Annotated in this window: 8 protein-coding genes; 3 read left to right on the top strand and 5 right to left on the bottom strand. The window is 71.5% G+C overall.

Features of this window, described 5'->3' with window-relative positions; genetic code table 11:
- Nucleotides 1-82 precede the first annotated feature (82 nt).
- Together WME97_RS24495 and pilB are read right to left on the bottom strand one after the other, a co-directional pair.
- Entirely contained in the window at nucleotides 83-1,222 is a 1,140-nt protein-coding gene (locus WME97_RS24495) for a type IV pilus twitching motility protein PilT (protein ID WP_437555162.1), read from the bottom strand.
- A 4-nt stretch (nucleotides 1,223-1,226) separates the two neighbouring features.
- Nucleotides 1,227-2,927, bottom strand: a complete 1,701-nt coding sequence (gene pilB / locus WME97_RS24490; protein ID WP_437555160.1) for a type IV-A pilus assembly ATPase PilB — start codon at nucleotides 2,925-2,927, stop codon at nucleotides 1,227-1,229.
- Nucleotides 2,928-3,032: 105 nt separating this feature from the next.
- Between pilB and WME97_RS24485 the strand changes: the two genes are divergently transcribed.
- Nucleotides 3,033-4,256, top strand: a complete 1,224-nt coding sequence (locus tag WME97_RS24485; protein WP_437555158.1) for an FHA domain-containing protein — start codon at nucleotides 3,033-3,035, stop codon at nucleotides 4,254-4,256.
- Nucleotides 4,253-5,596, top strand: coding sequence for a serine/threonine-protein kinase (locus tag WME97_RS24480; RefSeq protein WP_437555156.1), 1,344 nt, complete (start codon nucleotides 4,253-4,255; stop codon nucleotides 5,594-5,596). The genes WME97_RS24485 and WME97_RS24480 overlap by 4 nt, the downstream gene beginning before the upstream one ends.
- A gap of 14 nt (nucleotides 5,597-5,610) precedes the next feature.
- Here the strand turns inward: WME97_RS24480 and WME97_RS24475 are convergent, their stop codons facing one another.
- On the bottom strand, nucleotides 5,611-5,817 hold the full coding sequence (locus WME97_RS24475) for a hypothetical protein (RefSeq protein ID WP_437555155.1): 207 nt from the start codon (nucleotides 5,815-5,817) through the stop codon (nucleotides 5,611-5,613).
- 256 nt (nucleotides 5,818-6,073) lie between these two features.
- On the opposite strand from WME97_RS24475, the gene WME97_RS24470 reads away from it, so the two are divergent.
- On the top strand, nucleotides 6,074-8,875 hold the full coding sequence (locus WME97_RS24470) for a tetratricopeptide repeat protein (RefSeq protein ID WP_437555153.1): 2,802 nt from the start codon (nucleotides 6,074-6,076) through the stop codon (nucleotides 8,873-8,875).
- A 10-nt stretch (nucleotides 8,876-8,885) separates the two neighbouring features.
- On the opposite strand, the gene WME97_RS24465 is transcribed toward WME97_RS24470, so the two are convergent.
- Nucleotides 8,886-11,033, bottom strand: coding sequence for a M3 family metallopeptidase (locus tag WME97_RS24465; RefSeq protein ID WP_437555151.1), 2,148 nt, complete (start codon nucleotides 11,031-11,033; stop codon nucleotides 8,886-8,888).
- 42 nt (nucleotides 11,034-11,075) lie between these two features.
- On the bottom strand, nucleotides 11,076-12,593 hold the full coding sequence (locus WME97_RS24460; protein WP_437555149.1) for a hypothetical protein: 1,518 nt from the start codon (nucleotides 12,591-12,593) through the stop codon (nucleotides 11,076-11,078).
- Nucleotides 12,594-13,009: the final 416 nt, after the last annotated feature.

The raw sequence follows: 13,009 nt of genomic DNA, 5'->3' as shown, positions 1-13,009 counted from the left end.
CCCGCCTCCCGCCGCGCCGCGCCGTGAGCCGTAAGGCGGGTCGAGCGTGCAGGGTGAACCGAAGGGCAGGGCGCCGCTGTGGTCAGGGCTGCTTCGGGCCGTTGTTCCGCGAGCTCACCGCCTGACGGGGCTCCAGCATCGCCCGGATCTCTTCGCCGTCGGCGGCCGCCGCGAACGCCTCCTCCAGCGTGATCATCCGGCGCTGGTAGAGGGACACGAGCGACTGGGCCATCGTCTGCATGCCGCTGCCGGACTGGCCCACCTGCATCTGCGAGTAGATCTGGTGGAGCTTGTCCTCGCGGATGAGGTTCCTGATCGCCGCGTTCGGGATCATGACCTCCATCGCCATGACGCGCCCCGGGCCGTTCGCGCGCGGCAGGAGGAGCTGCGTCATCACGGCGACGAGCGTGAACGAGAGCTGCTGGCGCACCTGTGACTGCTGGTGCGGCGGGAAGACGTCGATGATGCGGTTGATCGTCGAGATCGCCGAGTTCGTGTGGAGCGTGGCGAACACGAGGTGGCCGGTCTCGGCGATCGTCAGCGCCGACTCGACGGTCTCGAGGTCGCGCATCTCACCGACGAGCACGACGTCCGGATCCTGGCGCAGGGCGTACCGCAGGGCGTCCTTGAACGACGCGGTGTCGGAGCCGATCTCGCGCTGGTTCACGAGCGACAGCTTGTGCGGGTGCAGGTACTCGATCGGATCCTCGATCGTGAGGATGTGCAGCCGCTGCTCCGAGTTGATCTTGTCGATGATGCTCGCGAGCGTGGTCGTCTTGCCCGAGCCCGTCGGGCCCGTCACGAGCACGAGGCCGCGGGGCTTGGCGGTGATGTCGAGCACCACCGGCGGCAGGCCCAGCTCGTCGAAGTTCATGATCCGGAAGGGGATCTGCCGGAACGCGGCGGCGACGGCGCCGCGCTGCATGTAGATGTTGGCGCGGAAGCGGGCGAGCCCCTTCATGCCGAACGAGAGATCGAGCTCGTTGCGCTGCTCGAACGCCGCCACCTGCTCCTCGCTCAGCACCGAGTAGCAGAGCTGCTTCGTGTCGCTCGGCATGAGCGGCGGGAGCTTCAGCGGCACCACCGTGCCGTCGATGCGCAGGAGCGGCGGCGTGCCGCTCGTGATGTGCATGTCGCTCGCGCCCTTCTCCACCATCGCGCGGAGGAGCTGCTGGAGCGTGTACCGGAGGCCTTCCTGCTGTCCGACGAGCTCGGTGGTCATGCGCTCAGTCCCCCATCGTCACGCGGCCGACCTCCTCGGTCGTGGTGACGCCCGCGAGCACCTTCTCGATCCCGCTCATCCGGAGGGTCAGCATCCCGCCCTTGATCGCGGCGGCCTTGAGCTCGGCCGTGGACGCGCCCTGGAGGACCATCTCCTTCAGCGCGTCGGTGAAGCGCATGACCTCGTAGAGCGCGACGCGGCCCTTGTAGCCGGAGCCGTTGCAGGTCTTGCAGCCCGCGCCGCGGATGAGCTCCGCGCGCGCCACCTGCTGCTCGGTGAAGCCGAAGTCGAGGAGCACCCTCGCGTCGACCTTCAGCGGGACGCGGCAGTCCGGGCAGATCTTGCGCGCGAGGCGCTGGGCCAGCACGAGGTTCACGCTGGCGGTGATGAGGAACGGCTCCACGCCCATGTTGAGGAGGCGCGAGATCGTCGACGGCGCGTCGTTCGTGTGCAGCGTCGAGAGCACGAGGTGGCCGGTGAGCGCGGCCTTGACGGCGATCTCGGCCGTCTCGAAGTCGCGGATCTCGCCGACCATGATGATGTCCGGGTCCTGCCGGAGGAACGACCGCAGCGACATCGCGAAGTTCAGCCCGATGTCGTCGTGCATCTGCACCTGGTTGATGCCGTGCAGGTTGTACTCGACAGGGTCCTCGGCGGTGCTGATGTTCGAGCCGATCTGGTTGAGCTCCGACAGCGCCGAGTAGAGCGTCGTCGTCTTGCCGGAGCCGGTCGGGCCGGTGACGAGGACCATGCCCCACGGCTGGCCGATCGCCCACTTGAAGTCGGCGAGCGGCTTCGGATCGAAGCCGAGCTTCGCCATGTCGAGCTGCAGGTTCGACTTGTCGAGGAGGCGGAGGACGATCTTCTCGCCCCAGATCGTCGGCAGCACCGAGACGCGGAAGTCCATCTCCCGGCCCCTGCCCATCTTCAGCTTGATGCGGCCGTCCTGCGGGAGCCGCCGCTCGGCGATGTCGAGCGAGCTCATGATCTTGAGGCGGCTCGAGATCGCGTTCTTCAGCTTGATCGGCGGCTGCATCTCCTCCATCAGCACGCCGTCGATGCGGTAGCGCACGCGGAGCTTCTTCTCGTACGGCTCGACGTGGATGTCGCTCGCGCCCTTCTTGATGGCGTTCAGGAGGATGGCGTTGACGAGCCGGACCACGGGCGCGCCCTCGGCGGCCTTCTCCAGCTCGAGGACGTTCACGTCGTCGGCCTCGACCTGGAAGCCGACCTCCTCTTCCCCGAACTCGCTCAGCACCTCGTCGTAGGAGGGCCCGACGTTGTAGGCGCGCTCGATCGCCTCCGTGATGCCGGTCTCGGACGCGACGACGGGCTCCACGTTGAAGCCCGTGAGGAACTTGATGTCGTCGATCGCGTGGAGGTTCGTCGGATCGGCCATCGCCACGACGAGCGCCGTCCCCGACCTGGAGATGGGGATGATCTTGTGCTTCTCGCAGACGTCCCGCGAGACGAGGCGCGAGACCTCCGCGTCGATCTCGTACTCGTCGAGGGCGACGGCCGGGACGCGGTACTGCGTCGAGAGGAAGCTCGTGATCTCTCCGTCGGAGATGTACCCGAGCTTGGCGAGCGCGTACCCGAGGTTCTGACCTGTCTTGCGCTGCTCCTCTTGGGCTTGCCTGAGCTGCTGGAGGCTGATGAGCTTTTCGCGGACGAGCAGTTCGCCGAGGCGGTTCGTTGTCGACATCGAGGCCGCAAATCCTGCGGGTGACGAGGGAGGGAGTCAACGCTGGCGGTTGGGGCCGGCGCGCATCAAGGGTAGGATGTCGGATGGGGGCGAGGATGGCGCTGCGTGAGTCTCTTTGAGTGGTTCGGGCTCAGGCGGGGGGACAGCCGACGCAGGGCGGCCGAGGCCAAGGAGCTCGCCGGCGATCTCGCGGGGGCGGTCGAGCTGTACCTCGACGCCGGGATGCCGGACGACGCGGCCCGGGTCCTCCTCCTCCGGGCGGACGCCGAGCGGAGCGTCGAGAAGCGGATCGCCTTCTGCGCGTCGGCGTCCCGCATGGCGGAGAGCCCGGAGCTCAAGCGCTCGGCCCTCGGGCGCAAGGCGCTGCTCGCGTTCGATCTGGTGCGCGCGCGGGGCGCGAGCGTGATGCGGAGCGAGGCGCTGGCCGTCGCGCGCGAGCTCGAGGAGGCGGGCGAGCTCGAGCGCGCGGCCGACGCGTACGCCCTGGTGGGCGACACCGAGTCGGAGACGCGGGTGCTGGCCGCGGCGGGCGCGATCGAGCGGCTCGAGGAGCGGCTCCGCTCCTCGATGACCGTCGAGAGGGACCAGCGAGAGCTCGCCGCCGTCCTGCGGTCGATCGCGGATCTCGACCGGATGGCGGAGCGCCGCGAGGCGATCGCGGTGGCCGAGGCCTGGATCGCGGGGAACCGCGGCGGCGAGCAGGTGGCCGACGCCCTGCGCGCGATCCGCGCGCGGCTCCTCTCGGGGCCGATCCTCTCGCTCGAGCTCGGCGGCGCGCTCCTGCGGTGCGCGCTCGGCGACGAGGTCACGATCGGCCGCGGCGAGGCGACCATCGTCGTCGCGTCCCGCGCCGTCAGCAGGACGCACGTGCGGATCCGGCGCGGCCCGTCCGGCGTCGAGGTCGAGGACCTCGGGACGCGCAACGGCACGACGCTCGCGGGCGCGCGGCTCACGGGGCCGCTGCCCGTCGGCCGCGGCGTGCAGCTCCTGCTGGGCGGGGAGGTGCCGTGCGCGATCACGCCGGGGACGGGGGAGGGGTGCGTGGTGGAGATCGCGGGCGATCGCTTCACGGCGCCGCTCGGCGATCTGCCGGTCGGCCCCTGGCGGATCCGCGTCGATCGGGCTGGGGCCTCGGCGTTCGTCGCGCTGAAGACGCCGCCGGGGGCGCCGCCGCCGTTCCTCGGCGACTACCAGCTCGCGCCGTCGGTCGAGCTGTGCGCGGGCGACGCGATCGCCTCGGCGCGCGGGGGGACGGCGGTCTTCCGGCTACCCCCCGCGGGCGAGGCTCCGTCGATCCGGCGTGGCGGCGCCGAGGGCGGCGCGGCGTGAGCCTGTGGCGGCGGCTCAAGGAGCGCCTCGGCGGCGCCGCGGCGGACGGCGGTGCGCCGGCGGACGCGCGCGGCAGCGCCGGGCCGGGCGGGGCGGACGTCGGGGGCAGCGCGCATCCTGCGCGAGCGGAGCGGCCGCAGGCGCACGCGCGCGCGTCGCGTGAAGGCGGAGGCGACGACATCGCGCGCCTGCGGAGCTCCGGCACGCGGGAGGGGCCCTCGACGGACGAGGTCATCGCCGTGCTCCGGCGGGCGCGCGGGACGCTCCAGGAAGCCGAGGCCGTGGCGCACCTCGTCGCGGCGATGGAGGAGCGGGTGCTGCCCGATCCGATCCGCGTGGCCTGCGCGGATCTGCTCGCGGCCCGCGGCGACGAGCAGGGCGCGCTCGCCGTGCTGGAGGGCGCCGCGTCGCGCGAGCGCGGGGGCGCGTCGCGCGCCCAGCCGGTGTCCTCGACCGAAGGCCTCGTCCTCGCGGCCGATCTCTACGCCTCGCTGGGGCAGCTCCCGCGCGCGGTCGGCGCGATCGAGCGGGTGCTCGTCCGGGAGATCGGCGCGCCAGGCGCGCGCGAGCGCCACCAGCGCTGGCGGGCGGCGCTCGGCGCGGATCGGCCCGCCGCGGTCGCCCGGCTGGAGGATGTGACCGTGGTCGCGCCCTCGGCGGGCAAGAGCCCGTTCCGCCTGCTCCGGGAGGTGGCGCGCGGCGGCGCCGGCGCGGTTTACGAGGCCGAGGACGAGGTGCTCGGCCGGCGCATCGGGTTCAAGGTCTACCACGGGCGGGGCGGCGACAGGGCGCACCTCACCCGCGAGGTGCGGCTCGCCGTGGCGCTCGGGGGCCCCGGCGTCGTGCGGGTCTTCGACGCGGACCCCGAGGAGGGGTGGATCGCGCTCGAGTGGATCGCGCGGGGGTCGGTGAGGGACGTGCTCCGCGCCGGCGACGCGGCGGCGCTCGCGCCGATCGCGCGGTGGGCGCGTCCGCTCGCGCGCGCGCTCGCCCGAATCCATGAGCGCGGCTACGTCCACGCGGACGTGAAGCCGGCCAACGTGCTCCTGCGCAACCTCGGCGAGCCCGTGCTCACCGACTTCGGGCTGGCCAGGCCGCGTGGCGCGCCGTCCGCCGGCGGCAGCCCAGGGTACGTCTCACCGGAGCGGCTCGCCGGGCGGGCGAGCGATCCGCGCGATGACATCTACGGCTTTGGCCGCGTGCTCGAGGATGTCCTCGTCCACCTCGAGCCGCTCGGCGGCGAGGGCCTCGCTCCCTGGAAGGACCTGTCGCTGCTGTGCCTCGGCCCGGACGACGACAGGCCGCCGGACGGCGCCGCGCTCGTCCGGGCCGCCCGCTGAGCGACGCGGCGGGCTCAGCAAGCTTCGAGGCAGCGCTGGTACCGATCGAACGCGGCCGCGTCGGTGCCATCGAACGCGCCGCAGGGAGCCTCCGCCGCGCACGCCGACGCGCACCGGACGCGGCCGTCGCACGACGCCTCGGCGGAAATGCCGCTGCCGTGGAAGCCGCACTCCTCGGTGTGCTCTGTCGCCTCGTCGCACACGCTCCCGCAGCTGGACACGAGGGCGACCGCGAGCGCAATTGACGCGGCTGACGCGGCTGACGCGGCGCGAGCTGCTCGTGCGCTGCGGGGTACTTCCGTCCACCAACGACGCCTGCCTTCGCTCATGCCTGTTCTCTGCCGGCTGATCTCTCGTGCGGGGGACCTCACGCTGCGGCGTGGTGCGGCGCAGCGTGGCAACCCGCTTCGCTTCGGGCGCGGCCCTGGGTAGATTGCTCGCCTGCATGCGCGTACGCAACGAGAAGAGGGCGCCCTGATGCGCTTGGCCGTCGTCGCCACGCCCAGCCTGCACCGCGATCAGCGGCCGGCGCCCGGCTCGCTCGACGGAGATCTCATCCGGGCCCGCCTCTCGCTGGACGACGCGGGCTTCCGGGTGATCGACGTCGATCCCGCCCGGGATCTCGCGGAGCAGCTCGATGCGCTGTTCGACGAGGTCGTTGCGACGCGGAGGACCCTGGTCGACGCGGAGGACGCCGCGCGCGACGACGCATCCACCCTGTTCCTCTTCTACGCCTCCAGCGCGGTCGCGCTGTCGCCGGACGGGGAGCTCTTCCTCTGCCTCGACCCCGAGAACCCCGGCGTGGGCGACGCGCTGGGCGACATCGCGTCGGTGTTCCGCGATCGCGCGCGCGGCGAGGTGCTCTTCGTCCTCGAGTGCCATCACGGCCCCGGGGCGACCTCGCGCGCCGTCGTCGCCGCCGCGGAGCAGGCGGTGGCGTCTTCCGTGACGGGGGTCGAGCTCCTCGTCGCGGCCCACCCGATCGGCTCGCTCGACGCGGATCTGCCGTCGGTGCTCACCCGCGCCTTCGTCGAGCACCTCGACGAGGCCGAGCCGGAGCGCGGCCTCACCGCGGAGGCGATCTTCCGCCGCGTGGAGGGGAACGCCGAGCTCGCCAGCGCCATCCCGTGCTTCGCGCGGACGGGCGGGCGGGGCTCCTTCTCGGTGCTCGTCCCGCGCGGCGGCGCCCCGGGCGCGCCCCCGGCGGAGAGGCCCGAGGCAGCGCAGCTGGTCGTCGCGGACGAGCGGGACGCCGCCACCACGCCGGCGCCGGCGCCGGACGATCCGGTCGCGCAGTACCTCGCGGCTGGCGACATGCTCGCCACCGCCGCGGACCTGGAGGGCGCGCTCACCGCGTACAAGAAGGCGCTCGCGCTCGTCGGCGTCGCGCACCGGGACGCCCGCGCGGAGGTGCATCTGCGCATCGCCCAGACCAGGTGGCGCCAGGAGCGGCACCGCGAGGCGATCGAGAGCTTCGACAAGGCGCTCGCGCTCGCGCCGGAGCACCGGCCCGCGCTCGAGGCGCTGGTCGAGCTCCACCTCACCGGGCGCGATTTCGTCCGGCTGCGCATCGCGGAGGAGCGGCTGCTCACGCGCGTCGAGGGGGACGGCGATCGCTTCGGGCTCCTCGTCCAGTTCGCAGAGCGCTGGGAGAGCATCGCCGGGGAGCCGGCGCGCGCGCTGGAGCTCCTCGAGCGGGCGCGGGAGCTCCGCCCCGACGACCCCGCGGTCTTGCGCGGCCTGGGCCGGCTCTACCAGGCAGCGGGCGACGTCGATGCGTCGATCGTGGCGCGCCGCTGCCTCATCGACCTGATGGAGGAGCCCAGGGAGCGGGCGGTCGCGCTCCTGGAGCTCGCGCGCACCGCGATGCAGGGCGAGGCCCGCGCGACCTTGACCGAGGTCACGCGGGAGCGGGACGGGATCGAGCTGCTCGAGCGCGCGCTGGACGCAGATCCCACGTTCCTCGATCCGCTCTCCCTCATCGCGATCCTCCTCTCGGCGCGGCAGGAATGGGGCGAGCTCGAGCTCGCGTACCGGCGGATGCTCGAGCGGGCGCAGCGCATCGCCGACCTGCGCGTCCGGAGCGACGTCACCTGGGAGCTCTGCCGCCGCCTCGGCATGCTCTTCCGCGATCACCTAGAGGATCCCAGCTCCGCGCTGGAGGCGTTCGAGGGCGCGGTGGACGAGCGACCGGACGACGTCCCGGGGCGGCTCAGCGCGGCGTCGCTCGCGCGGACCGCCGGCCGGATCGAGCGCGCCGCCGCGCACCTCCAGGCCGCCGCGGTGCTCGATCCCGGCAACGTCCAGGTGTTTCACGACCTGTTCGACACGTTCCAGAAGCTGAGGCGGGTCGACCAGGCGTGGTCCGCCGCGAGCGTGGCTGTCTACCTCGGCGCGGCCGAGGCGCGGGAGCGCTTCATCTTCGAGGAGCACCGCCCGGCGGGCCTCGTCCAGCCTGCGCGCGGGCTGAGCGTCGCGACGTGGGACCTCCTGCGCGCGGGCGATCGCGATCGCGCGCTCGAGGAGGTCCTCGCGTCGGTCGCCGGCGCGGCGATCCGCGCGCGCTTCGCCCAGCGCGTCCGGGAGAAGCGGGTTCCCCAGCTCGATCCGGCAGCGCGCTCCGACGCGGAGCGGAACGCGGCGGGCGTGGTTCGCCTGTTCTCGTGGGCGAGCCGGTGTCTCGGGATCGCCGCGCCGGCGGTCTACCTCCGCAAGGACGCGCCGATCGCGGTCGCCGCGGTGCCGGTCGAGGAGCCGAGCATCCTCGTCGGCGGCGAGGCGCTCCGCGGGAGGACGGCGGCCGAGCTCGCCTTCCTGGTGGGCAGCCACGTCGCGTACCACGTCGGCCCGCACCGGCTGCTGCTCCATTTCCCGTCGCTCGAGGAGCTCGGCGTCTGCCTCGCGGCGGCCGTCAAGGTGGCGCGGCCGTCGGAGCTCGTCCCCGCCGACCTCGAGGGCGCGGTGCTCGGGCTGGTGCCCCTCCTCGACGAGCACCTGACGGAGAGCGAGCGTGACGCCCTGGAGGCCGCGGTGTTCGAGCTCTACGAGATCCGCGCGCCGCTCGATCTCGCGCACTGGGTGGGATCGGTCGAGCGGTGCGCTGCCCGGGTCGGCTATCTGCTGACCAGCGATCTCTCGGTGGCGGCGTCGTCGCTCTCGCGGGGGGACGCGCCGGGCGTGCTGACGGCCGAGGAGAAGATCGGCGATCTCCTCTCGTTCACGGTCTCGGACGCCTACCACGCCTTGCGCGAGGAGCTCGGCGTCGCGATCGAGCCCTGAAGCTGCCCGTTCACTCCTTGCCCCGGAGGTAAGCGAGGTACGCGTCGTGGCTCGGCGGGCGGCCGAGGAAGCGGGTGACGAGCGCTCCTGCCTCGACGCCGCCGCCCTTCGCGAGCACCTCGTCGCGGAACGCGCGCGCGACGGCGGGGTTCAGCAGGCCTTCCTGCTTGAAGCGGGTGAGCACGTCGCGCGAGAGCGACAGCGCCCACTGGTAGCCGTAGTAGCCCGCGTCGTAGGTGATGAGGTGCCCGAAGCTCGACTGCAGGTGCGTCCCCTTCACGAAGGCGAAGGACTCGTTCGCGCGCTGCGCCTGCTCCACGACCACGGTCGCGTCGAAGCCCGGATCGCGGGTGTGGAGCTCCAGATCGATCGACGCGAGGGTGAGCTGCCGCTGCGTCGCGAGCGCTCGACCGAAGCCTCGCGCGCGGGTCATCGCCTGGAAGAGGGCGTCCGGGATCTTCTCGCCGGTCGCGTGGTGCTTCGCGAACAGATCGAGCACCTCGCGCGACCACGCCCACTCCTCGAACATCTGGCTCGGCGCCTCGACGAAGTCGCGCACCGTCGCGGTCCCTGAATAGGAGGCCAGCTCCGAGCGCGTCAGGAGGTGGTGCAGCACGTGCCCGAACTCGTGGAAGAACGTCACCACGTCCTCGTGGGACATCAGCGCCGGCTGCGCCCCCGGCTTCGGGAAGTTGCACTCGAGCGCCGCGACGGGGCTCTGCCACGACCCGTCGTCGAGCAGCTTCGCGGTCCGCACGGTGAACATCGCCGCGTGTTTGTACTTGTCGGGCCTGCTGTAGAGGTCGAGGTAGAACTTGCCGATCAGCTTGCCCTCGGAGCGCACCTCGTACGCGGTCACGTCGGGGTGCCACGCCTTCGCGGGGACCTCCTTGTACTCGAGGGCGTACATCTTCGCGGTGATGTCCATGAGCCCCTGCTTCACCGCGCCGAGCTCGAGGTAATCCGAGAGCGCCTGCGAGTCGAACTGGTACGTGGACGCGCGGACCCGATCCTCGAGGAAGTAGCGATCGGAGGGGGGGAGCTTGTCGGTCGGCTTGCCTCCGAGCCGCACGTGCTCCTTCATCAGCGCGGCGAACTCGGCCTTGGCGGGCTCTTTCAGCGCGGTCCTGACCTGGTCGAGGAAGCCGCGCACGGCGCCGCTCGTCTTGGCCATCCGCGGCTCGATGGCGTAGTCCGCCCAGCTCTTGTAGCCGAGCATCTTGGCCTTCTCGGAGCGGAGCGCGAGGAGGCGATCGACGAGCTTCACGTTCTTCTCGCCGCCGCGGTTGGTGAACAGGACGTAGAGAGCGAGCGCTGCCTTGCGGTCCTTGGCGTAGGTGACGAACGGGAAGAAGTCGGGGTAATCGGTGGTGATCTCGACCTTGCCGTTCGCCTTGGGCGCGTGCTTCGCCACGTACTCCTTGGGCAGCCCCTGGAGGGACGCGGGCGCGATCTCGATCGATGCGGTCGACGCGGACAGGTTCGACATGAACTCCTGCCCGATGCGGGTGATCTGCTCGTTCACGTCGCGGAGGCGCTGCTGTCGGTCGACCGGCAGCGACAGGCCGTTGCGGCGGAAGTCGCGCAGGACATCGGAGAGCAGCCGGGCGCGCTCACCGCTCAACGTCTCGCGCGCGTCGCCTTTCTCGGCGTACGCCGAGATGACGGCGGCGAGATCGGCGTCCAGCCACATCGCGGTCGTGAACCTGTCGACCTTCGGCTCGCAGAGCCTCGCGGCCTCTCGCACCGCCGCGTCCGGGTGCGCGACCCCCATCAGGTACGGGAACTCGCCCGCGCTGTTCACCTCGAGCGCGGCGTCGTCGAACCGCCCGAGCGTCGCGGCGTAGGTGAGCTTCTCCGGCGGCGCGCCTCGGAGCGTTCTGATCGCGGCGAGGTGCCCCTCCGCGGCGCGCAGGTGCTCGTCGCAGAGCTGCTTCACGCCCTCCACGGTGAGCCCCTGCGCCACGGGATCGAACTCGGCGCGCGTCGGCGTCTCGGACGGCGCGGTCGTCGCCGGGGTCGACGTCGCCGCCTGCGGCGCGGCGCTGCCGGCCGTGGCCGGCGAGGAGACCCCGCCGGTCTGGGTGCCAGCGTTGCAGGCGACGAGCAGGAGAAGTGAGAGGAGCCCGGAGCGCGCGGGGGTGGTGCCGACCTTCATGTCGGTCGGGCTATACCACGGGGAGCGAGGTGCTTCAGACCGTCACTCGGTCTCCGGCGGCAGGTAGGCGAAGAGGCAATTGTATCCTCGGCTCGTCACGTCGGCGGCGGGCGTCCCGGCCGATACCCTGACGAGCAGCCGGTTGTCCGCTGGGGCCTCCGGGATCGCGACCCGCTCGACGTAGAGGTTTTCGTCCTCGGTCTCTTTGGCCGAGTAGGTGGCGGCGTCGATCGATGTGCCGTCTCCGTTCAGCACCTCGGCGCTGAGCTCGCGGACCCCGGACCCGTTGCGCTGCGCTTCGCACACGACCGAGAACGTCCAGCCCTCTTCCACGTCGTCGAGGGGGACGGCATAGATGTCGACGTCGGCGGTCTCTCCGTCGGCGAGCTGGCCCTCGATCGCGTAGCTGACGCCGCCTCCCCCGTTGGCGAAGGAGACAAGGCCGCCTTCCGGCGTCTCCACGACACCGTTGGTCTCCTCCTCCGCCTCGAGGGGATCGGAGCTCGTGCGGTTGTGCAGCACGATGTAGAAGTCGTTCTTTCCTACCTCTCCCGCAGGGCGCTTGACGAAGACGAAGTACTCTTGCCCGGCTTCCACCGGGAGGGCGATATCGCCGCCCGTCGACGGGTCCACCTTCGCGTACGCGTTGGTCAGATCGGTCGAAGCGAACACGGCGATCTCGCTGACATTCACCGTCGAGCCGTTGCCCTCGATCCCTGTCGGCTGGTCGGCGATCAGCTGGGCGAGGATGGCATTGTCGACCGCAGGGGTCTCCGGCGGGGTGAACGAATACACGTCGACGTCGGTCGCGCTCTCGAAATTGCCGAACGCGAAGGTGGTGAAGTAGCCCGACTCGTCGTTGTTCAGCTCATAGTGCAGCTGCACGGCCTGCTCGGCGTCATTGTTGGGCTCGGTGTCGCCGATGAGGCTGTCGGTATCGCTCTCCGCCACATCGAGCGGGAGGATCGCCACCCCGTAGTCGAAGCTCACGACCTCGGCGGGGTCGAAGCAGCCGTTCGGGAAGGCGGACTGCGGGAAGGCGGCGTTGCAATCCTGGACGACGATGACGTACTCGCCGTCTGCTGGCAGGACGGTGAGCAGCTCGCTGTCATTGGTGAAGCCCTGGGCCGGGTCGTCGTTCTGCGCGAGCTGGTTCCCGTCGGCGTCGAGCAGCGTGATGACGGTATCCGGGTATGTCGGATCCCGCTCGTCATCCGAAGGCCTCGCGTCGCTCAGGATGTACACCGGCTGCCCCTTGGCTCCGGTGAAGCTGTAGTAGTCAGCGTCCTCGTCCAGCGGCTCGAGCGTCCCCTCGAGCCAACCGTCCTCCGGTTGGATCGGCTCCGCTTCTTCGGGGCTGTCGTTCCCGTCGTCCACCTCGCCTGAGCCCGTGGAGGTGCTGCCGGCGGTGGGGCCGGTGGTCGCGGAGGACGTCGTGGTGCCCCCGGCTCCTCCCTCGCCGCCGCCGCCTCCGTTGCCCTCGTCGTCTCCGCCGCAGCCAGCGGCGGTCGCCGCGATCGTGCTGAGCACGAAGAAACCCAGAAAATGCATCGACTTCATGGCACCTCCAACGTTTTCTATCCCACAGCGACTCCAGGTGTAGCGGCGTGGGAAATATACACCTACGCTTCTGCTCGTCCTGCGCGCCATGGGAGCGCACGCTTTCGACGGGCGGAGATCTGGAGCATACGTAATGGCCGGGTGCTGCTCCACAGCCGAATGGCCGAGTTCGGATCGCCCTGTAGAGCTCGGTGGTTGGCGCGTCGGATGGCAATGGCTCCGGGCATGACTCCCTGAGAAGAGCCTCCGTCTTCGTTGGTGCGATTGACGACTCGGGCGGAACACGGAGTTCGCCGGTGGGCTCACCGGCTCGATGCGCCTCCGGCGGCGTGCGCTTCCAGCAGGGATCCGGGGCAGGGGCGAGCCGGCGCCGCGCGGCCGCCCCCTGCTCGCCTCTCGCCGCCGGCTCGGCCGCG

This window comes from Sorangium sp. So ce367 (genome assembly GCF_051520455.1).
Taxonomy (GTDB): domain Bacteria; phylum Myxococcota_A; class Polyangia; order Polyangiales; family Polyangiaceae; genus Sorangium; species Sorangium cellulosum_B.
The sequence above is the reverse complement of the archived record's forward strand: the minus strand, read 5'-3'. Positions and strand labels throughout refer to the sequence as shown.

Coding starts and splice junctions, on each gene's coding strand:
- WME97_RS24495 (WP_437555162.1), bottom strand. CDS start 1,222: ATGACCACCGAGCTCGTCGGACAGCAGGAAGGCCTCCGGTACACGCTC.
- pilB (WP_437555160.1), bottom strand. CDS start 2,927: ATGTCGACAACGAACCGCCTCGGCGAACTGCTCGTCCGCGAAAAGCTC.
- WME97_RS24470 (WP_437555153.1), top strand. CDS start 6,074: ATGCGCTTGGCCGTCGTCGCCACGCCCAGCCTGCACCGCGATCAGCGG.
- WME97_RS24465 (WP_437555151.1), bottom strand. CDS start 11,033: ATGAAGGTCGGCACCACCCCCGCGCGCTCCGGGCTCCTCTCACTTCTC.
- WME97_RS24460 (WP_437555149.1), bottom strand. CDS start 12,593: ATGAAGTCGATGCATTTTCTGGGTTTCTTCGTGCTCAGCACGATCGCG.